The sequence below is a fragment of the Gilvimarinus algae genome (genome assembly GCF_030518215.1).
In the GTDB taxonomy this organism is placed as follows: domain Bacteria; phylum Pseudomonadota; class Gammaproteobacteria; order Pseudomonadales; family Cellvibrionaceae; genus Gilvimarinus; species Gilvimarinus algae.
The window spans coordinates 229,867-252,331 of sequence record NZ_JAULRT010000047.1; the positions used below are offsets into that span (position 1 = coordinate 229,867).

Annotated in this window: 15 protein-coding genes; 10 read left to right on the plus strand and 5 right to left on the minus strand. The window is 56.7% G+C overall.

Annotated features, from left to right (window positions below; genetic code table 11):
- Position 1: 1 nt before the first annotated feature.
- From QWI16_RS07370 to QWI16_RS07385, 4 genes are all read left to right on the plus strand, one after another.
- Positions 2 to 1,705: a sodium:solute symporter family protein gene (locus tag QWI16_RS07370; protein WP_302712144.1), complete on the plus strand. Its 1,704-nt coding sequence runs from the start codon at positions 2 to 4 to the stop codon at positions 1,703 to 1,705.
- Positions 1,706 to 1,806: 101 nt separating this feature from the next.
- The gene (locus QWI16_RS07375; RefSeq protein WP_302712145.1) at positions 1,807 to 1,965 is read left to right on the plus strand and encodes a hypothetical protein; all 159 of its coding nucleotides are present in this window, start codon (positions 1,807 to 1,809) and stop codon (positions 1,963 to 1,965) included.
- Positions 1,966 to 1,973: 8 nt separating this feature from the next.
- Positions 1,974 to 3,119 carry a sensor histidine kinase gene (locus QWI16_RS07380; RefSeq protein WP_302712146.1) on the plus strand — a complete coding sequence of 382 codons (1,146 nt, stop codon included), beginning with the start codon at positions 1,974 to 1,976 and terminating at the stop codon, positions 3,117 to 3,119.
- Positions 3,116 to 3,712, plus strand: a complete 597-nt coding sequence (locus tag QWI16_RS07385; protein ID WP_302712148.1) for a response regulator transcription factor — start codon at positions 3,116 to 3,118, stop codon at positions 3,710 to 3,712. Before QWI16_RS07380 ends, QWI16_RS07385 begins: the two co-directional genes overlap by 4 nt.
- Here QWI16_RS07385 and QWI16_RS07390 read toward each other — a convergent pair.
- The 3 genes from QWI16_RS07390 to QWI16_RS07400 form a co-directional block, all read right to left on the minus strand.
- Complete coding sequence (locus QWI16_RS07390; RefSeq protein WP_302712149.1) at positions 3,709 to 5,850, minus strand: methyl-accepting chemotaxis protein; 2,142 nt, start codon at positions 5,848 to 5,850, stop codon at positions 3,709 to 3,711. The two genes, QWI16_RS07385 and QWI16_RS07390, sit on opposite strands and share 4 nt — an antisense overlap.
- A 226-nt stretch (positions 5,851 to 6,076) precedes the next feature.
- Positions 6,077 to 6,937, minus strand: coding sequence for a formyltetrahydrofolate deformylase (gene purU, locus QWI16_RS07395; protein ID WP_302712150.1), 861 nt, complete (start codon positions 6,935 to 6,937; stop codon positions 6,077 to 6,079).
- A 71-nt stretch (positions 6,938 to 7,008) separates the two neighbouring features.
- On the minus strand, positions 7,009 to 7,899 hold the full coding sequence (locus QWI16_RS07400; protein ID WP_302712151.1) for an AEC family transporter: 891 nt from the start codon (positions 7,897 to 7,899) through the stop codon (positions 7,009 to 7,011).
- A 144-nt stretch (positions 7,900 to 8,043) separates the two neighbouring features.
- Here QWI16_RS07400 and QWI16_RS07405 point away from each other — a divergent pair, with 144 nt between their 5' ends.
- The 6 genes from QWI16_RS07405 to QWI16_RS07430 all read left to right on the plus strand — a co-directional run bounded on the left by QWI16_RS07405 (position 8,044) and on the right by QWI16_RS07430 (position 16,684).
- Positions 8,044 to 8,880: an outer membrane beta-barrel protein gene (locus QWI16_RS07405; protein WP_302712152.1), complete on the plus strand. Its 837-nt coding sequence runs from the start codon at positions 8,044 to 8,046 to the stop codon at positions 8,878 to 8,880.
- Between the two features lie 600 nt (positions 8,881 to 9,480).
- A complete protein-coding gene (locus tag QWI16_RS07410; protein WP_302712153.1) occupies positions 9,481 to 12,411 on the plus strand; it encodes a ribonucleoside-diphosphate reductase subunit alpha in 2,931 nt (976 codons plus the stop codon).
- Positions 12,412 to 12,472: 61 nt separating this feature from the next.
- A complete protein-coding gene (locus QWI16_RS07415; RefSeq protein WP_302712154.1) occupies positions 12,473 to 13,684 on the plus strand; it encodes a ribonucleotide-diphosphate reductase subunit beta in 1,212 nt (403 codons plus the stop codon).
- 49 nt (positions 13,685 to 13,733) lie between these two features.
- Positions 13,734 to 13,946: a hypothetical protein gene (locus QWI16_RS07420; RefSeq protein WP_302712155.1), complete on the plus strand. Its 213-nt coding sequence runs from the start codon at positions 13,734 to 13,736 to the stop codon at positions 13,944 to 13,946.
- A gap of 80 nt (positions 13,947 to 14,026) precedes the next feature.
- Positions 14,027 to 14,734, plus strand: coding sequence for a transglutaminase-like cysteine peptidase (locus QWI16_RS07425; RefSeq protein WP_302712157.1), 708 nt, complete (start codon positions 14,027 to 14,029; stop codon positions 14,732 to 14,734).
- Between the two features lie 42 nt (positions 14,735 to 14,776).
- Positions 14,777 to 16,684, plus strand: a complete 1,908-nt coding sequence (locus tag QWI16_RS07430) for a bifunctional diguanylate cyclase/phosphodiesterase (protein ID WP_302712158.1) — start codon at positions 14,777 to 14,779, stop codon at positions 16,682 to 16,684.
- 18 nt (positions 16,685 to 16,702) lie between these two features.
- On the opposite strand, the gene QWI16_RS07435 is transcribed toward QWI16_RS07430, so the two are convergent.
- Positions 16,703 to 17,029: a hypothetical protein gene (locus QWI16_RS07435; protein WP_302712159.1), complete on the minus strand. Its 327-nt coding sequence runs from the start codon at positions 17,027 to 17,029 to the stop codon at positions 16,703 to 16,705.
- Positions 17,030 to 17,056: 27 nt separating this feature from the next.
- The coding region (locus QWI16_RS07440; RefSeq protein ID WP_302712160.1) for a cadherin-like domain-containing protein at positions 17,057 to 22,465 on the minus strand (5,409 nt) is incomplete at its 5' end.

Sequence of the window (22,465 nt, forward strand, 5' to 3'; positions counted from 1 at the left end):
CATGGATGTACAAATCCTGACATTTATCATTGTCGGCCTGACCTTTGCCCTCTACATCGGCATTGCCATTTGGGCGCGCGCGGCCAGCACCAGTGAGTTTTACGTCGCCGGCGGTCATGTCCCCCCCCTGGCCAACGGTATGGCCACCGCCGCCGACTGGATGAGCGCAGCCTCTTTTATCTCCATGGCCGGCCTGATTTCGTTTATGGGTTACGACGGCAGTGTCTACCTAATGGGTTGGACCGGCGGCTATGTGCTGCTGGCGCTGTGTCTCGCACCCTATTTGCGCAAGTTCGGCAAATTCACCGTGCCGGACTTTATCGGTGACCGCTACTACTCGCAAACCGCGCGCACTGTGGCGGTAATCTGCGCTATTTTCGTGTCCTTTACCTATGTCGCTGGGCAGATGCGCGGCGTGGGTGTGGTGTTTTCCCGCTTCTTAGAGGTGGACATTACCCTCGGCATTTTTATCGGCATGGGCATTGTATTTTTCTACGCGGTGCTCGGCGGCATGAAGGGCATTACCTACACTCAGGTCGCCCAGTACTGTGTACTGATTTTTGCCTTTATGGTACCGGCCTTTTTTCTCAGTATGATGATGACCGGCTCACCCATTCCACAAATTGGTATGGGCAGCACGCTCGCCGACGGCTCGGGGCAATTTTTGCTGGACCGCCTGGACGGGTTGAGCGAGTCACTGGGTTTTAACGCCTACACCGAGGGCAAGAAATCCACAATTGACGTTTTTTGCATTACCGCCGCCCTGATGGTGGGCACCGCGGGTTTGCCCCACGTCATTGTGCGCTTTTTTACCGTGCCCAAGGTGCGCGATGCCCGCCGCAGTGCCGGCTGGGCGCTGATCTTTATTGCCGCACTCTACACCACCGCACCCGCCGTGGCCGTTTTTGCGCGGGTGAATATGATCGACACCATCAATGGCCCCGAAGCCCAGGGCGTGCCGCAGGCGCAGGCACCGGCGTGGATTGAGAGCTGGGAAACCACCGGCCTGGTCAGCTGGGAAGACAAAAACAACGACGGACGCCTGTTCTACAGTGGCGACGAGCGCAACGAAATGACCATTGACCGCGACATCATGGTGTTGGCCACACCGGAAATCGCCCGCCTGCCGGGCTGGGTCATTGCCCTGATTGCCGCCGGTGGCCTGGCTGCTGCCCTGTCCACGGCGGCGGGGTTGTTGCTGGTGATTTCCACGTCCATCTCCCACGACTTGCTCAAACGCAACTTGATGCCCAATATCACCGAAAAGCAAGAGCTGCTCTTTGCCCGGATTGCCGCTGCGGTGGCGGTAAGCGTGGCCGGTTATCTGGGGATCAATCCACCGGGCTTTGTCGCCGAGGTGGTGGCCTTTGCCTTTGGCTTGGCCGCATCCAGCTTTTTCCCAGCGATCATCATGGGCATATTCTTTAAATCCATGAACCGCGAGGGGGCCATTACCGGCATGATTACCGGGCTGCTGTTTACCGCCGGCTATATCGTGACCTTCAAGGGCATTTTTATCGAGCCTATTCTCCCGAACACGCGGGAGTATTGGCTGTTGGGTATTTCTCCCGAGGGGATAGGCGCACTGGGTATGGTCATCAATGTATTGGTGGCCGTGACGGTGTGGCGTTTCACCAAGCCGGCCCCGGCCGAAGTGCAGGAGCTGGTGGAATCCATTCGCTACCCCCAACAGATCCAGAGCTAAGGGATGACAAATGTCACCCTCAATCGGTGACATTGCTCAATGGTGTAAGCGCAGCAACCCTCTCACAATAAGCTCCCTGACCCACAACCCGGGAGCTTATTGTGATGATTGCCTTGCTCGAGTCTTTACTGACCACCGCTGCCTGCACTTATACCTTGCTCTGTGATATTTCCCCGTGGCTGGGGCAATCGGCTAAAATCGCGCTGAGCGCCAACTGGTTGATGCTGGCGTTTGCCGGCTACCTGTTTACCCTGCAGTGAGGCCACTGATGACGCTATCCAACACCGACCAGTTCGCTCCTGAGGCACGCAAGCGCTCAACGGAAAATGGCCCGCAGTATTTCGGCAATGACCGGCTCTACTATTTGTGGTTATTGTTCAGCGCCTATTACTTTATTCCGGTTTTCGCCCTGCCCCTGACCGGCTGGAAGCTGGCGTTCGCTTTAACAGGCTACGCAGCGTTTGTTGCCTGCTATATCAGCATCCGATTCTTGCCGCAAAAGCTCTGGCCGTTTGTTGTGATCACCTTGCTGATCGTCGCCACGCTCAGCTCTCTGGTCACCCCCGGGGCCTCCAACTTTTTTATGTACACGGGCTTTTTCCTGGGCGTGATCCTGCCACTTGGCTACTTTATTGGCGCCGTCGCCTTGATCATTGCCGGCACCTACTGGCTCGGTGAAATGATCGGCTACCCGTTTTTGTTCTACAGCCTGTATATCATGATTGGCGCGCCCACCATTGGTATGATTGGTGTGGTCGAGCGGCTGCGGGCGCGAAGTGCCCAGCGCGAACAACAGTCTCTGGAGGAGATCCGGGCGCTGGCGCAGTCGCTGGAGCGCGAGCGCATTGCCCGTGATCTGCACGACGTGATTGGCCACACTTTGTCGACGATTGCCTTAAAGGCCGAGCTGGCACAAAAACTCCTGCAAAGGGAGCAGACCGACCAGGCCGACAACGAGTTGACCCAACTGCAAGCGATTACCCGCGACGGCTTGCGCCAAGTGCGCGAAACCATCAGCGGCGTGCATCGCACCACCCTGGCCGCAGAACTGGAAAATTTGTCGCTGCGCATGAGCGAACAGGGCATTGCGTTTAGTCGCGAAGGAGAAGTCCCCAGTCTCGCACCCGAGGCGGACACGGCCCTGGCGCTGGTATTGAAAGAGCTCACCACCAACTTGCTGCGCCACAGCAATGCCAAGCACTGCCGGCTGACACTGACACAAGAGGCGGATGCGTACCACGTCCATCTTAAGGACGACGGTGTCGTTCGCAAGTTTACCGAGGGTAACGGCTTGCGCGGCATTCGCGAGAGATTGCAAGTGCTCGGCGGACAGTTCAACCTGAGCATCGACAGAGGCTTTGGCGCTCACATCCGCCTGCCGATCACCCCGAAGGTTGCAGGAAGTCCCCAGTGAAGATTCTACTCGCCGAAGATCAGACCATGTTGCGCTGCGCCCTGGCAAAGCTGCTCGAGCTGGAGCCGGAATTTCGCGTTACCGCCGTGAGCGATGGGGGCCAGGCACAAGCCCTGCTGCGCGAGCAAACCTTTGACATACTGCTGACCGATATTGAGATGCCCGGTGTCAGCGGGCTGGAACTGATTGCCTGGCTGCGCGAGCACAACAACCCTCTGGCCAGTGTGATCATCACAACGTTTAACCGCGCCGGATTTATTCGGCGCGCTCTGGCGCTGGACGTGGGTGGTTTTCTGCTAAAGGACGCCCCCTCCGATCAGTTGGTGGATGTCATTTACCGGGTGCACCGGGGCGAGCGGGTCATCGACAATGACCTCGCGCTGCAGGCGCTCGGCGATCAGGACCCGCTCAGCGATAAAGAGCGCCGTGCCCTGCGTCTGGCGCACGAGGGATTAAGCAGCGCGCAAATCGCGCAGCGACTGTGCCTGTCAGAAGGCACCATCCGCAATTACTTATCCGAAGCCATCAGCAAGCTCGGCGCCGCCAACCGGGTCGATGCCGCGCGGATCGCGCGGCAAAAAGGTTGGCTCTAGCGCACGCTCACCTGAAAGGAATCCACCAACTGGTGCAGCGTCACGGCAGTGTTTTGCAGCCGGTCGGAGCTGCCCCTTAGCACCCGGTAGACCTGGGACATGGCGCCGCTGGAGCTGGCCACCTCTTTCACCCGCTCACCGCTTTGCCGGCTGCTGCGCTCAATGTGCTGAATGGCGTCAAACATACTCGCAACGATCTCGTGCAGCTCGCTGTTGTCCGATGACGACGCCTCGGCCAGACGCAGCCCGCGATCCACCTCTTCCACGCTGGTTTCCATATAGCTCGCCGCCTGCTGCGATTCGGATTGAATCGAGAGGATTTTTTCGCCGATTTCATCGGCCACTTTTGCAGTGCGTGCGGCCAGAGAGCGCACCTCATCGGCGACCACAGAAAAGCCACGGCCGTGCTCGCCGGCCCGAGCCGCTTCAATGGCCGCATTGAGAGCAAGCAGGTTCGTCTGCTCGGTAATACCGCCGATCATGGTGACCATACTCGCAATTTCAGCCGTTTGCGTGTTCAGGCTCTGAATGGTTTTCGCTGAGTTTTCCACCACATCGCGAATGGATTGCGTCCCCGTTTGCACAGCGGTTAACTGCTCGCGAGCCTCGGCCACCACGCGATCCATGGTTTGCTTCATACGATCGGCGGTTTCACTGGCATTGCTGATTTCACCAATCTGGTCTTCCACCAACTGCAGCATTTGTTCAATGGACTGGGAGACGGTTTGCGAGGTTTCCCGCGCCTGTTCGTTGCGCGTCTGCATTTGATCGCTGTTTGACTTAACGTCTTGCGCCGCACCAATCACTTCACCGACGATGTTGTCGAGATTGTCGATAAAACTGTTGGTCCAGCGCCCGAGATCACCCGTTTCATCGGCGGCTAGGCGCCGGGTATCCAACCTCTGGCGGAGGTTGCCGCCGCCCTCGGCAATGGCGTGAATCATCTCTGTCATTTTGCCAATGCGCCGCGCCAAACGCCTCGGGCCCCGGTGGCGAAAAAAGAGTCCGCTGGCACACAGCAGAGCCGCTGTCGCCAGGTTGACGCTCCACAGTGGCAAATCGGCATAGGCGTGCAAAAGGGCGTTGGCGCCAAAGGCGATGAGCACCGACAAGACGTACAGCTGCATCATGGAAAAGGTCACAGAGCGAAAGCGGTAAACCTCTTCCAGATCGCCTTCGCACATCATACCCCAGCGATCCGGCGAACCTTTCAGGCTGAATGTCACCCCTTTGCCAATCACCGGAATGTGGCGATAGTCGGAGTAGCCGGGATAGGTCACAAACAGGTTGCTGCCGTTGCGAATGGTCTCTCTGACCCCCGGGTGCAATTGCCCGGTGGCCGGGTCGGTAAAACGAATTTCAAACTCTGTGTGCTCGCGCACCCGTACCACGCCGTAATTGGTATGAATACCGGCCTTGAGGTTTTCCCCGTGGGAGAAGGTGCTGTCTTCAAAGCGCGAGCGCGACAGGGCCGTGCCCGGAGCAATACCCGGATCAAAGCGCGACTCCACCATAAACAGGTAGTTGTCTCCGGATTCGGTAAAAATATGCCCGGCCTCACGCTGAATTAAATCACTGAGCACATCATTGGGGTAACGCGCGCACAGACTGCCGGGCGCTCCATCGGCGAGGGTCACCGGCAGGTAAAACATCAGTGTCACAGCGTCGTGAAACTTTGAGCTGGAAGGGCCAATGCGTTGTGTCAGCGTATCGACATAGGGGCCGTGAAGAAAGGGTTCGGCCAGGCCGCCGGCAACGGCCTTGGTGTTCAGGTCCCGAGCGCCTTTGTGGCTGCTGTAGGTGGACTCGATTACGCAGCCGGTGGCGTCGATCAAAAACAGCTCGGAGCAGTCTTTCATGCGCTGGTGTTGACGAGGCAGTAAGGTCTCGGCCGAGACATCGTCCTGCTCCAGCCGGGCGGCCACACTTTCTAAATGTCGCCACTGCGATTCCACCCATTGATGCATGAGACGGATACGCGTGTTGGCAATGCTCTCAAAAGCCTGTTCCATTAGCGCGTAGCGCCCACGATTGAGCCAGCAAGACCAACTCATGTTGAGTTTTCCATTGACACCCAACCAGTCCAGCCAGCGCCGCTCGGCGCCAGACAGCTGCATTTTTTCGCTTTGTAAGTTCATGGCATTGTCTCTGTGTACCCTCTATGGGCGGGGCATTGTTGTATGAGTTTTACACTCTTGTCACAGGGAGATAGCAGAAAGTGCGCCAACCGTTCTGTGGCGTATAAGACCGCAAACCGCCAGCGCTCAAGCAAGGCAGGGGAACCGGGAGAGCACCAAAATGGTGCCAATTGGCGAAGCGTGCACCCCGAAGCGCCCCACAAGGGCGCAACAGAGGAGATGGTCTTTAGCGGGAGAAGACGACGGTTTTCGAGCCGTTTAGCAGGACACGGTGCTCCGCGTGCCAGCGCAGCGCCCGATTCAGTACGACCGCTTCAATGTCCCGGCCGATTTCCGCCATCTGTTCCGGGGAGTTCACATGGGATACCCGCTCCACCGCCTGCTCAATAATAGGGCCTTCGTCCAGGTCGGCCGTCACATAGTGGGCCGTGGCGCCGATAAGCTTCACTCCGCGCTCATAGGCCTGGTGATAGGGTTTGGCGCCCTTAAAACCCGGTAAAAACGAGTGGTGAATGTTGATGGCCCTCCCCTCAAGCTTGCGACAAAGTTCGTCCGAGAGAATCTGCATATAGCGAGCAAGCACCAAACAATCGGCGCCACTGCGCTCAATCAAGCGCCATATGGCGGCCTCCTGCTCGGCTTTGGTGTCCGGGGTCACCGGTAAATAATGAAATGGCAACTCGTACCAGTCTGTCAGGGGGCGCATGACTTCGTGATTGGACACAACACCAACAATATCAATCGGCAGAGAGCCGACTTTCCAGCTGTTGAGCAGGTTGCTCAGGCAGTGCCCCCACTGGGATACGGCAATCAGCACTTTGGGCTTGCAGGCGGTATCGCTGATTTGCCAGTCCATCTGGTAGTCGTCGGCCACCGGTTGAAAGAGCGCCTCGATATCGGCCATGGTCACACCGACCGGACAATCAAAGACCGTACGCATAAAAAAGCGCTTTTTATCCGTATCTTCAAACTGGGAGGACTCGGTAATATTAAAGCCGCGCTCGGCAAACACGCCCGCCACCCGAGCCACCAGCCCCAAGCTGTCCTGGCAACTAAACGTCAGAATAATTTCACGCACACTGGCCATCTCGGTCTCCGTTATCTCTTGCCGCGCAAAGCCTATAGCAAGCGCACCCGCCTCGCAACACTCTGCGTCTACTACAACACCCACCATAAAATCATCGGCAGACAGACAAAGGCCATTGCCGTGGAGACGACCACGATAGCCGCCACCTCCTGCGGGTCGCGCTCATAACGAAGGGCCAGTAAATAGCTAAACACCGCCACAGGCATGGCGGACTGCAGTAGCACCACGCCGCGCTCTCGACCCTCGAGCCCGAGCAACGAGCAAACACACCAGGCCACCGCCAGGCCACCACCAATGCGCACCGCACTGAATACGACACTGCTGCGCCAGCGTTTGACTTTGAGCCGCCCCAGTGACACCCCGAGAGTAATCATCATCAAGGGTATGGCAAAGCCGCCTAGAAGCTCTACCGTATTCGCGGCCCACTCAGGCAGCGGCCAGTCGCCAAAGAGCAGAGCCAGCCCAAAGGCCATGGCCCAGAGCACCGGCTGCTTGAGCACAGACAGCAACGTCCTAGGCCCACCGGCGCCGCCGGCCACAATCGCGATCCCCAGGGTAAAAGTGCACAGCATCATCACCAGGAAGTACCCGAGTGCCAGGGCCAGGCCCTCCTCGCCAAAAGCGAACAGGCAGACCGGCAGTCCCATATTGCCGTTGTTGGGCAAGATCACCGGCGGCAAGTAAGTGGCTATCGACTTGCCAAGCAGGCGCAGAACCAGGGCCATCAAAAGGCCCAGTAGGCCCATCACCAATGCCGCCGCCAGAGCGACCCGGCCAATGCTGGCCAGCGCCACCTCGGTGTTGTTCAGCGAAGCCAGGATAAGACAAGGCGTGCCCACGGTCATGACCAGCCGACCGACAAAATCCGACGGGTAATCCGCTCCCCGGCGGGCCCAAATCACACCAATCGCAGTGGCGATAAACACCGGTGCGAGAATGGGGAGCAGAGAAAGGAGAATCATAGACAACCATGCCGGGGAAACTGCGCGAGCGCACATCTTACCACTGCCGTTTTATCTCGCGAGCCCGGGCGACGAAAACTCACAGAGTTTTTTGCCCAACTGCCCTACAATAAAGACCCGGCACCGGAAAAGGACTGACCCGCTATGACTGACATGATTCGAGGCTCTATAAGCGCCGCCGCTGCAGTAGCAATAAGTTTGCTGGCCATGACGGTGCAGGCCAAAGATCCGAGCGTGCAAATAAAGCTCGGGGCATTTGCGCAGACCACCGAGGCCACTGTCTCGGCGAGCCGCGACCAGGGCACTGGCACGGATCTGAGCTTGCAGAGCCTCGGACACGATGACTCGCAAACCAATGTCTGGGCAAGCGCCAAATGGCAGTTCAACGAGCGCTGGCAGCTGTGGGGCAACGTTTCACAGTTTGACAGTAAAGGGGATATCGATCGCAATTTCTACTTCGAGTTTGGCGATATCGATGTTCCCAGTGATATAGAGTCGGTAGAGGGCACCTTAAACGTCGACTCCCACTTTAACGCCGACTTGTACATTGTTAATCTCGGCTACGAGCTCTATCAGTCTCCCCGGGTTAAGATAGATGCAGGCCTCGGCATTCATGTGGTGGATTTCGGCCTGGATATGGATGTGGCTCTGACGGCCAATAACCTGACGGAGTCGCTGGGCTCCGAATCCAGTGATGTCACCGCTCCCTTGCCCAACCTGGTGTTGTTTGGCCAGTGGAAGCTGAGCGAGAAGCTCGAAGTCTCCTCCACCCTGGGCTGGCTCTCGCTCAACTATGATGACTACGATGGCGAGTTAACGGCACTGGAGCTTGATATTGATTACGCGCTGACCCCTCACTTTGGGCTCGGCGCTGGTTATCGCTACATCGATTATCGTGTGACCAAAACCGGGGAACGCCTGACCAGCTCCTTTGAGAGCCTGTTTCAAGGCCCGACGCTCTATGCGGTGGCGCGTTTTTGAGACCCAGCTCAGGTCAAGTTAAAAACCCTAATAAACCACCCTTATCGTCATAAAAAATTATTCTATCGCCATGCTATTGCCATTCCCTGCCGATAAGTTCGGCAGGCGTCAGGCTTTACGAAGTTGGTAAACACTAACATCGGGATCTACCCACATCTTATCCACAGCTTTGCGGCATTTTTCTTCACTTGCATTCACTCTAAAACCGCATTATCTTGTACCCCACTTTACAAAAACACCCATATATGGGGTTTCAGTCGCCTGAGAAGCCATAGAGAAATCACACACAGACGAGAGCCACCGGCTCGCACTCAATGGGCGAAAAGGCACTTCAAAGTAAGCATTTACTGACCGGTTTGGCGCCTCGCGGGCTCGATCCGGAGGTGGGGGAGCGTATGGTCACGCCCGGATGCAATCGACCTTTCGGGCCTCCGCCCGACGGGCATCGCCCCTACCTTTATCTAACGAAAAACACTGGTTACCGGGCTTTCTCCCGGCACTGACCACTGGAATAGACGACAAACTGAAACGTATTTCGGGCTCAACCCTGGCGGTTGCCGCTCGCCATTTCATCGATAGGGAACCTTCGCGGAGAACTTAATGTACACAGAGACAGACCAGCCCCGCCCCGCCCGGGCACACGGTGGCGACACCCACGAGCACAACCACGACCTGGAAGCGACAGCCCCAGGGCAACTGCGTGTGATCAAGCGCAACGGCACCGTGGTTCCCTTTGATGCGAGCAAGATCGCCGTGGCCATGACCAAGGCGTTTCTCGCGGTCGAAGGCGGCACCGCCGCGGCCTCCAGCCGGGTTCACGAAACGGTGGACAACCTCACCAAGCAGATCACCGCCACCTTCAAACGCCGCATGCCCTCCGGCGGCACCGTGCACATTGAAGACATCCAGGATCAGGTTGAATTGGTTCTGATGCGCTCCGGCGAGCAGAAAATTGCGCGCGACTACGTACTCTACCGCGAAGAGCACGCGCGCATGCGGGCGCAAAAACAGCCCGCGGCCGCAGCGCCGGTGAAAGAAGACCCGGACTACCCAACCCTGCAAATCACCCTCGAGGACGGCAGCACCGCACCGCTGGACATGGCGCGAGTGCGCACCATCGTCAGCGAGGCCTGCGCCGGGCTTGAAGACGTCAACGAAAAAGCCATCCTCGACGAGGCCATGCGCAACCTCTACGACGGCGTGTCACTGCAGGACGTCAACACGTCACTGGTGATTACCGCCCGTACTCTGGTGGAAAAAGAGCCCAATTACAGCTACGCCACCGCGCGACTGCTGCTGGACAAGCTGCGCGCTGAAGCCCTGGGCTTTCTCGGCATCGCCGATGCCGCCACCCAAACCGAAATGGAAACCTATTACGCCCGCGCCCTGCCGGTATACATCCGCAAAGGCGTCGAGCTGGAACTGCTCTCACCCGAGCTATTGAACTTTGATCTGGAAAAACTGGGCCAGGCACTGTTGGCCGAACGCGACCTGCAGTTTACCTATCTGGGCCTGCAAACCCTCTACGACCGCTATTTTATTCACAGCAACGATGTGCGCATCGAGCTGCCGCAGGTGTTCTTTATGCGTGTGGCCATGGGCCTTGCGGTGGAAGAAGACAACCGCGAGGAGCGCGCCATTGAGTTCTACCGCCTGCTCAGCTCGTTTGACTACATGAGCTCTACCCCGACGCTGTTTAACGCGGGCACCCTGCGCCCCCAGCTGTCCTCCTGCTACCTGACCACCGTGCCCGACAACCTGCACGGTATTTACGGCGCCATGCAGGACAACGCCATGCTCTCGAAATTCGCTGGCGGCCTGGGGAACGACTGGACGCCGGTACGCTCGCTGGGCTCTTACATCAAAGGAACCAATGGTCGCTCCCAGGGCGTGGTGCCCTTCCTGAAGGTAGCCAACGATACGGCCGTGGCTGTCAACCAGGGCGGCAAGCGCAAAGGCGCCGTCTGTGCCTATCTGGAAACCTGGCACCTGGACATTGAGGAGTTTTTGGAACTGCGCAAAAACACCGGTGATGATCGCCGCCGCACCCACGACATGAACACCGCTAACTGGGTCCCCGATCTGTTTATGAAGCGTGTGTTTGAAGACAAAGAGTGGACGCTGTTCTCCCCCGCCGACGCACCGGATCTGCACGATCTGTACGGCAAAGCGTTTGAAGAGCGCTACACCCACTATGAGCAGCTGGCCGCTCAGGGCAAACTCAAGCTGCACAAAAAGCTGCGCGCGGTGGATCTGTGGCGCAAGATGCTGGGCATGCTGTTTGAAACCGGCCACCCCTGGATCACCTTTAAAGACAGTTGCAACCTGAGAAGCCCGCAACAGCACGTGGGCGTGGTGCACTCGTCTAACCTGTGTACAGAAATCACCCTGAACACCAAGGCCAACGAAGAGATCGCGGTGTGTAACCTCGGCTCAATCAACTTGGCGCGTCACATCGTCGACGGTCAACTGGATCGCGCGAAGCTGGCGCAAACGGTGAAAACCGCGATTCGCATGCTGGATAATGTGATCGACATTAACTACTACTCGGTGGATACCGCGCGTACCTCCAACCTGCGCCACCGGCCGATTGGCCTGGGCATTATGGGCTTTCAGGACGCACTCTACGCCCAGCACATTGCCTACGGCTCGCCCGAAGCGGTGGAGTTCGCCGATACCTCGATGGAAGCCATCAGCTACCACGCCATTGAAGAGTCGTCCAACCTCGCGGCCGAGCGCGGCCGTTACACCACCTTCGATGGCTCATTGTGGAGTAAAGGCCAACTGCCTATCGACTCGCTGGATATTCTGACCGAAGAGCGCGGTGCCGACTTTATTCAAGTGGATCGCACCCAGCGTTTGGATTGGGAAACCCTGCGCGAGAAGGTCAAAACTCAGGGCATGCGCAACTCCAACGTTATGGCGATCGCCCCGACGGCCACCATTGCCAACATCACCGGTGTCAGCCAGTCGATCGAACCGACTTACCAGAACCTCTACGTTAAATCCAATCTGTCCGGTGAATTTACCGTGGTCAACCCGTCACTGGTTCGCGACCTCAAGGCACTCGGCCTGTGGGACAGCGTGATGGTCAACGACCTGAAATACTACGAGGGGTCGCTGCAGAAAATTGATCGCATCCCGGCGCACATCAAAGAGCTCTATGCCACAGCCTTTGAAGTCGAGCCGCGCTGGATCGTTGAGGCGGCCAGCCGCCGGCAAAAGTGGATTGATCAGGCGCAGAGCCTGAACCTGTACATCGCCGGCGCCAACGGCAAAAAGCTGGACGTGACCTACCGCATGGCCTGGTATCAGGGTCTCAAAACCACCTATTACCTGCGCGCCCTAGCCGCGACCACAACGGAAAAGTCCACCATCAGCACGGGCTCGCTCAACGCGGTCTCGGCCGGGGGTGGCGCCTCAGGCCCTGCGGCCGCCGCGCCGGCCAAAGAGCCAGCGGCCGGTGCCAGTGCCGCACCCGTGCCCCAGGCCTGCTCGCTGGACGACCCGGACTGCGAGGCCTGCCAGTAACTTACCAGCCGCCCGGTGCTCCGGGCGGGACATGCACACACGCAAAAAGGATACTGTCACAATGCTGAGTTGGGACGAATTTAACAAAGAAGAAGCGATTAAACCGCAAAAAGCCGCGCCGACACCTCCGCCCCAGGCCGCGCAACCAGAAGCCACTGCGACAGCCGGTGAACCCACCGCCGCCGTGAAGGCCGCGCGCGAATCGCTGGAGCACCTGGACGTTGCCCCCGGCTTGGAAGAGCTGGAAATGGGCGCCGCCCGCGTCGAGGTGGACGACAAGCGCATGATCAACTGCCGCGCCGACCTCAACCAGCTGGTCCCCTTTAAGTACGACTGGGCCTGGCAGAAGTATCTGGACGGCTGCGCCAACCACTGGATGCCGCAAGAGGTCAACATGACCGCGGACATCGCACTATGGAAAAGCGCCGAGGGTCTAACCGAAGACGAGCGCCGCGTGGTGATGCGCTCTCTGGGTTACTTTTCTACGGCCGACTCTCTGGTGGCTAACAATCTGGTGCTGGCCCTGTATCGTCTGGTTACCAACCCTGAATGCCGTCAGTACATTCTGCGCCAGGCGTTTGAAGAGGCCATCCACACCCACGCCTACCAGTACTGCATTGAATCGTTGGGCATGGACGAGGGTGAGGTTTTCAACATGTACCGCGAGCTGCCCTCGGTAGCGGCCAAGGCAGCCTGGAGCCTCAAGCACACTCAGGCGTTGGGCGACCCAACCTTTAACACCGGCACACCGGAAACCGATCAGGAGTTACTGCGCAACCTAGTGGCCTTTTATGTCGTGACCGAAGGTATTTTCTTCTATTGCGGCTTCAGCCAGATTCTGTCCATGGGCCGGCGCAACAAAATGACCGGTGTGGCCGAGCAGTTCCAGTACATCTTGCGCGATGAGTCCATGCACCTGAACTTTGGCATCGACGTGATCAACCAGATCAAGTTGGAAAACCCACACCTCTGGTCCGCTGACTTCCAAAAAGAAGTGACGCAAATGGTGATCGAAGGCGCCGAGCTGGAAATCGCCTACGCCCGCGATTCTATGCCCCGCGGCATCTTGGGCATGAACGCTGCCATGATGGAAGAGTACCTGCACTTTATTGCCAACCGCCGCCTGGCGCAGCTGGGCCTTAAAGAGCAATACCCAGGTGCGCAAAACCCTTTCCCGTGGATGAGCGAGATCATGGATTTGCGCAAAGAGAAAAACTTCTTTGAAACCCGGGTTATCGAGTATCAGACAGGCGGCGCTCTGAGCTGGGATTAATCCATATACCGGGCCCGCTCGCGGGCCCTGCATAACACAGGGGGAGTGTATGAGTGGTTCGGCGAATAAACCCGACCCGGAGGAAATGCTGTTTACTCTGGATCAACTGGAGCAAACCACCGAGATTATGGGCCGGGTCGTCTCGCGCCTAAAACGTCAGCTGCAGCAATTGCAGCAGGCCGCCCCCGCTGAGCCCGCGCCCCTGAACCGCACAGAACACACCTCCCCCCCCGCGGCAAAAGCCAGACGCACTCTGCACTGAGTAACTAAGGACATGGCGAACAACCTACGGAGTTCACCCTGCTATACTCCCGGGTAAGTTGACCCACTGGAACTGCCCGCTTGAGACCAAGGCACGCTGACAATCACTGCTCCCGCGCTGAACGCAAGGCAGCCGCCGGCCCTTGGATCAAACCCCTGTGGGGCTCAGTACTGATACTCACCTTGGGACTTGCCCTCACCAGCCTCGCCCTCCAACAAGACCGCTTGAGCCAAACCATGCAGCAGCGCTACGGTGATGAGGGCAGCGCGTTTCTCAACGCTTGGCTGACCTTGCTGGGTGAGCAGCGAGACCAACCGCCAATTCAACAGCTGGAACACATCAACGGTTTCTTTAACCGCCATATCACTTTCACAGAAGATCAATTACTCTGGCGGGAAAAAGACTACTGGGCAACCCCCCTGCAAACCATGGGTGTGCGCGGTGGCGACTGCGAAGATTTCAGCATTGCCAAGTACATTTCCTTGCTGGAGCTGGGTATACCCGCTGACAAGCTGCGCTTGATTTACGTCAGAGCCAAAACCGAGGGCAGCGTCCAGGCCCATATGGTGCTGGGCTATTTCACCGAGCCCGATGCCGTACCGCTGATTCTCGATAATCTCAACCCCGACATACTGCCGGCAAATAAACGCACGGATCTGACACCGGTTTTCAGCTTCAACAGCCAGGGACTTTGGCTTGGGGGACAAAAGTCCTCCTCCGACCCCACAGCCCGGTTGTCGCGCTGGCGGGATCTGCTGCAACGAATGCGTGAAGAGGGCTTTCACTGATGCAATACTTGACCATTACCACTCCAACGGAGACCACTGCCCATGTCATTGATTAAACAGCTCTGGATTGGCATCTGCCTGATTCTGATGCTGGCGCTGGGCGGCAGCTTTTTTATCAGTACGCTGGCGGCCCGCCAATACCTGGAGCAGCAACTGCATTTAAAAAACATCGACAATGCCACCTCACTGGCGTTGTCGATGACACAAATGGAGAAAGATCCGGTGACCCTCGAACTGCTACTGGCCGCGCAGTTCGACAGCGGCCACTACCAACGTATCCGCCTGCTGGACCCACAGGGCGAGGTAATCGCCGAGCGCCAGTACCATAGCCGTGACGAAAAGCGCATACCCGAGTGGTTTGACCGGTTCTTAAGCATTGATACACAGCCGGGCATCGCACAAATTCAAGACGGCTGGCAACAATATGGCTCACTGGAAGTGCTCAGTCACTCCCGTTACGCGAAAGAAGAGCTTTGGGCGAGTACCAAGCGATTGCTGCAGTGGCTGCTGCTTGCCGCGCTCTTAAGCGGTCTGGTGGGCACGATCATCTTAAAAATGATTACCCGCCCACTGGGGCATGTAGTACGTCAGGCCGAGTCCATTGGACAGCGGCACTTTGTTACCTCCAAAGAACCCCGCACCCGGGAATTTCGCAAACTGGTGCGGGCCATGAATACGCTATCGGCCAGTGTGAAAAGCATGCTGGAAAAAGAAACTCAAAAACTCGAAAAGCTTCGCACAGCCTCGCAGCAGGATGACCTGACAGGCCTTTCCAACCGCGAGCACTTTCTCAATTTGCTCGACAGCGTGATCACTCGCGAAGACAGTGAACAAGAAGTGGCTGTCTACCTGGTTCGTGTGCTCAATCTGGTCGAGCTCAACCAGCGGTTCGGGCGCGACAAGGTCGATGAACTTTTGTTGGGTATCGCCCATGCTCTGCGCAGCCACCTTTCCCGTCCAGAGGAGTTTTCCGGACGCCTGAACGGTACCGACTTTGCACTGGTCTCCTTCGGTGAGCAGACCCTGAATGAGGGCTCGCAATTGCTCAGAGAGCACCTTGAACAGCAACTGAGCTCATTGGTAGCCGATCCGCTGCAGATTGGTCTGCCCATGGCGGCCACCGACCTACAGCCCGGGGAAAGCCGTGGTCAATTGCTGTCGCGCCTGGATGGGCTGCTGGCGCGATCGGAGCAGCGCGGCAACCGCGGAATCATGGTGCACAACGTCGATCGCCCGGGCGGCGCTCAACGCAATCTCAACGACTGGCGCATCAGCATTACCCAGTCACTGGCCGACTCGGGCGTGGACTTGGGCTGCTACGCCGTGCGTGCAGGCTCGGGCAGCCTGATCCACTGGGAACGTCCAGTGCGGCTGTTTATCGATGGTATCTGGCAAAACGCCGGATTTTTCGTCGGCTGGGCCAGGCGCCTCGGCGTACTCGCCGAAATCGACTGGCAAGTGGTGCGCTTTGCCATTAACGATATCCGCGAACACGAACGCGACAGCGCCGTGAACATCTCTGAAAGTGCCCTGTGCGACCTGGAATTTCGTACCCGCGTGCTGGATTTACTCAAATACCACCCGGTCGAAGCGGCCCGATTGTGGCTGGAGTTTCCGGAAACCTGCGCCGTCAGGCAAATGCCACAACTCAAACAGTTCAGCACGCAGCTGCGCGAGCTAGGCTGTAAAGTCGGGCTTGAGCATGTTGGCCTGGAGTTCACTCAGATTCGTGAGCTGGAAGGCATAGGCCTGGATTACCTGAAAATCGACAGCGCGATTATTCGCCAGGCCGACAAAAACACCGCCAATCACTCTTTCATCCAAAGCCTTTGTGCTATTGGCCACTCGCTGGGCATTGTTATGATTGCCGAGGGCGTGCTGAACGAGCCAGAAAGACAAGCACTGGATGCACTGAATGTGGACGGCTACACCGGACCCGGCATTGAATAACCTGCCGGGCCAAGTGGCCTAGAGATTTAGCTCATCGTCATCGCCAAGCAAGGACACCGCCTGAAAGCTGCCGCGCATCTCCCGACGCTGCAGCAGCTTATCCTGCGCCGCATCGGGTAGATCGGTAAAGCGGATGATCGATTTATCGATCAGAAGCCCCACCACATCTTCCAACACGCGGGCCATCTGCAAATCAGACTCGGCGAGGGACTGCTCCACCTCTGGGCGCAACTGCATCAGAAAAGCCACCAGCTCGGGCGAATCAGCCACAATAGCCTCGAATCCCTCCAAGGCTTGCTTGCTGACAGCGCTAATCCGCCCTGCCTGATCTCGCTTTACATACATAACCCGTCCCCTGCGCCGGCTCAGTGTTTACTGATCCACGCTCAACTGACCGTTGTTCAGCAGCTGAGTGATGATATCCGAGTCAGAACCACTCAAACTCACCCCTTCCAGAGTGATGGTCTGATCGGTCTGCGAGGCATTGTAACCGCTTGAATAGCCACCCGAGCTGCTGATATGGACAATGGTATCACTGCCTGATTGTTCAAAGTGCAGATACTCGGTCAAATCACCCGCTTCCTCACCTTGCAGCAGGTCGCTCAGATCCAGACGGTCACCCTCAGAGGCATTGAAATCCAGAATCACATCTTCCGCCGGTGCACCAGCGCTGCCCTGATCGCCCAGAGACCAGGCGAAGGTATCCGCGCCGGCCAAGCCACTCAAAGTATCCATATCTGAAGTGGCTTCCAGCAAGTCATCCCCAGCAGTTCCCTCTACCTGATTGCTGAACGATGCCATCATGGGGCTGGCGATCGGGCCATAACTGACCGTGGCTGTAGCCGTACCACTGGAACCTGTCGCGTCATCGACCACAACCGTAATAACACGATCTGAGCTGTCAGTACCATCGCCAGCGTTATAGCGTACCTGTGCCAAGGCTGCCTGATAATCAGCCACACTGGCTGTGCCTGAGAGGACCAGTTCGCCGTCGGCGGCAAAATAGGTGGCCGTAATGCCGGTAGGTAATACACCGTCAACCGACAGCGAATCACCATCCGCTGGATTGGTCAGGGTGAAGGTCGCACCGAGTAAGTTAGATTCATTGCTCAACAACAAATCACTATCGACAAGCGCGACAGATTCACCGGCCAGAACACTGGTCGCAAAGTCATTGCCCGTCGCCGTACTGTCATTCGCATCCAGATCCAGCACCGGCAAGACATCGAGCTCCTGCACATCAATGGTCACCGTAGCCGACGAAGTCGCACCATGATTATCAACGATGGTGTACTGGAAGCTATCCTGACCGACAAAGTTTGCATTCGGGGTATAGGTTAAGGTGCCATTGGGATTGATCACCACTGAACCATTGGACGCAGAACCCACCGACTGGATCGAGAAGTTATCAGAGCCATCAACATCCCAATCATTCGCCAAAACGTCAATGGTGACGTCGGTATTCTCAGTCGCGGCAATACCTCCGGAGTTATAAGCCATATTACCCGGCACCCAGATATTGTTGCCAGAACCGTCTAGCAGCTGCGCATCAAACACATAATCTCCACCCTGATCCCAGTAATAGATCTCGACGTTGTGAGTGCCTGCACTGAGATTGACAGTTGCGGTTGTAGTGGTCGGCGGTGTAATAAAGTCGGCCAATACCACAGCCTCGCCATCGACAAGCACGATAAAACCGTCATCGTGCTGAATGGTGAAGGTATGGTTACCTGAGTTGGCTACATTGAACACACCATTAAACCGGACGATCGAGTCTTGTGCGGAGCGCTCCTGCGTCCCCGATGGTGTTTGCCATTCGAGTGATGCCGCATCCGAGCCTATCCAGCTTGCCAAATTGCCATTACCGCCCAAGTCGCCACCCGCTACGCCATAGTCCAGACCGGTGGTGGTAAAAATAGCATCCGGAGCATTGTTATTGGCGTAATTAAACACCTGTGCAATGGTTTCCAGGTTGGGCCTCCCAGCGGTTTCTTCATACAACCAGAACTGCGAAGAGAAAGCTCCTTCAACCAAACCACTGTCATCAACCGCTACGGGGGCATCATTGACGCCCGTCACGTTGATTGTGGCGGTTGAGTTCAAAGTGGTGCCGGCAATATTGACCGTGTAGTCAAAAGTCAGCTCGGCCGATTCGCCTTGCGCCAAAAAGTCAAACACATGCTCGCTGGTGTTAGTGAAGGTCACCTCACCGTCATCATCTACAACCAAACGCCCGACTCGATAGCCATCTTCATGGGCAATCAGAAACTCTGCCACACCAGAGCCGCCTGGTATCGCGTCTATGGTGAATTCATTGGTGATATTCGCACCGCCCTGGCGGATCTGAATACTGCCAGAGTTTACCGACGTCACATCAGCGAGATTTTCAATAACCGCGTTATCCAGCAAATTAAACTGGCCAGCGCCGATATTGCTGTTCTCGTTGATGGTAATCGACTCATCGCCATCGCTAACCTCTGAATCGTGGCTCACGGTAAGCGTTGCCGATGAGGTACTTCCATCAGCATCTTCGAGCGTATACTCCAGATTATCGACCAAGCCTTCCACCAAAGCCGGCTGATAGCTTACGGAGCCGAGCGAGAAACCTGAGGCCCAATCGGTGTTGGAAGTAAACACCAAGTATTGGAAGTCATCGCCTGGTGCAATTTCAACAGCGAGAGGGGTACCACCTACATTACCGAAAGTATCGCTGCCGACAAGGTTATTATCAGCATCAAAAGCAAACCAAGTGCCGTACTCGCCCCACTGAATACTGTTGACAATAACGGTTGCACTGAGAGCGCTCTCAGTTAAATCAACAACCAGAGCCTCACTGCTTCCGCCTTGGTTGTTAACATAGGCATTGTCCCAGGACGCATTGGAAGAGCCATCCACACCAATTCCATCTGCAATAAAGGTCACTGAGTTAGCGTCAAAATTCGTGGAGATCAGCGCCCCACTGCCATTTCTAAATGCGTCTCCCCGGTCAATACCATAGAGATTCACACCCGCCCAGCCAGAGCTGGAGGATCCTCCGACTGTGACCACAGAGAGATCCTGGGTTGACTGATAGGTGTAATCACCGTTTTGACGGACCGTAAACTGTCCATAATCGGCGTTAATTACCCACTCACCGCTAGCATTTCTATCGGCAGCGTCGTAAGTAACGCCACCGACGGTAACCTCTATCACTTGGTGCGCCAATAGCGGGTCGGCACTCAAGGTATCAGCGCCAGCCAGATCAGTGATTACGTTACCGGATACTTGGCCTGCGTAATCCACCTCAACCGAGTCGTCTTGCGCCACTGGGGCGGTATCAGAGACATCAATCGTTACCGTCGTCCAAGACGACTCATCACTGCCATCTGTTGCACGATACTCGAAAGTATCCTGTCGCGGATCTTCAATGGAATGGTCGAGAACCGGAGCCGTGTAGTTGAAGGTGCCGTCGGCGAAAACCTCCACCGTACCACCGAGCGCAGTAGCAATCACAACACTCGTACCAGCAAGCAAGCCAGGTGTCGAGCCGGTGTTTGTTCTTACCGAATGAACAGAAAGGGCGTCACCATCGACATCACTGTCGTTATCAAGAACGCTCGCGGTCAAATTCAATGTCCCGCCTTCAACGATGGTGTAACCAGAGTCAACCGACGCTTCCGGAGTATCATTCTCCGGTGTCACATCAATCGAGACAATTGCCGTATCCGTGTCTCCGTTACCATCCGTGACGGTATAGGTGAAAGTGTCCGAGCCGTTAAAATCCGGATTTGGCGTATAGATAAAGCTACCATCAGGATTCATCGACAGCGAACCATTGGCCGGTCCATCCCCAGGGGCAACAGAATAAACATTGGGTGCATCGGCACTTGCAGTGTCGTTTTGGCTGACATTAGCAGCCAGGACACCGTCCTCGACGACTTCAAAGCTATCGTTCACCGCATCTGGCACCACAGCCTCAGGGGCGGGAAGCACAACCACGGTAAAGCTCTCTGTTACCTCAGCAAAGCTACCATTAGAAGCCTCAGTCGCGGTGGCCGTTACCGAAAGGTCAAACGACCCAGTGAAATCCGCCGGCGGTGTAATCGTCAGCGTTGCCAAGTTCCAACCAGTGACATCCACCTCAGAGATCACCGAGGTTGCCGTAAAGCTGTTACTGCCGTCTGAAAGAACTGACCCCTCTGGCAGCTCAGAGATAAGGAGCGCCAAGGTTTCCGAGCCATCCGTGTCGGTCAACGAAGCTGCAATATCTTGTAGCTGGATAGGCGTATCTTCCAGTCCTTCATTCAAACGGACTGGGTAATAACCGCCATCGCCGCCGTTATCGCTGTAAGCCGAGTACTGGCCTCCCGCATCGGCGACGGCCTGGATATCGGTGAAGAGCGTATAGTTATCAAGGGTTTGTGCAGAGCCGCCATTGGCGGATATGAGAGCACTGATCCACCCTTCTGTCGTACTGGCTCCGTTATAGGCGTAAAGCTCAAAGGTATAATACCCAGACTCGGTAACCGTCAAGGTACTGCTGTTATAAGCCCCCCACGTATCATGCCCTTCCGAGCGCAACACGTTACCGCCAATCTCAATATGCAAAGTGTCATCTTGATACCCGGAGACCGAATAATCACCTGGTTCAAGGTATATCAATCCGGTAACGCGTACAGCGCCGTCAAGCGGAATAAACTCAGCATCGGCGCTGGTATTGCCATCGCCCAACTGATTGATCACTTGCTGAGAGTTAGGCGTCAAACCAGACAATGCGCCTTCCAGTACATCGGCATCTGCCGCACTGGATGGGCTGACCGTGGGAACATTGGTAAAACGGTCAATAACCAAACCATTGCCCGAGGGCAGGGTAAAGTTTGAATCATTGGAGACATCGGTGGTGATATCACCCAACGTCAGCTCTGGAGTGTCAGCAACAGCCACAACAGAGACCGTCATTGTGGCAGTCCCGCTATCTTCCACGCCATCGGAGACACTGAATGTGAAGTTGCCGCTATCGCTGCCATCATCGCTACCCTGAGGCGCATTTACCTCTGGCACGTAACGCAACCCACCCGCTTGTATATCGGATGCTGAAATGACTTGGCTCTCAGAGACCGTAGTCCAATTTAATCCGTCAAACCATTCAAGAGTCCCACTACCGGGCACGGATTCAATAGTGACACTGGCAATTGCGTCACCATTTGGATCTGTGTAAGGGAAGTCAGACAAATCGAAGATATAAACGGTATCTTCGTTAGTTTGAACCTGTCCGGCAGAAACTTGAGGAGTATCATCGCTGCCTTCAACGGTGAAGGTCACGGTAACCGTGCTGCTGTCCCCATCGCTGTCGCTCAACGTGTAGCTGAACGTGTCGGTTTCGCTTTCGCCCGCGTTCAGCGCCTGCGCCGCCGCGTTCGTCACGTAGCTGTAGCTGCCGTCGCTGTTGATCGTCAGGTCGCCGTAGGTACCGGTAATCGCGGTGTTCGCACCGCCTGTAATCGCCGTGCTGGCAACGCCCGCTTGCACGCCCGTCACCGTGCCACCATCGGCGGCCACGGTATCGGCGTTCGCGTTCACACCGCTGATCACGTTACCCGTGATGCCGGTGTCGTCTTCGTTCACCGTGCGCGTATCGGCAACCGCCACCGGCACGGTATCCGTGATCTGGATATCCAAGGTGTCGTTGCTGCTCTCGCCGGCAACGTCTGTCACCACCACCGCGAACTGATCGATGATGTTGTCGTTCGTCGCGCTGTGCGATTGCGCCGCGTTGCCTTCGGTGTAGCTGTAGGTGATGTC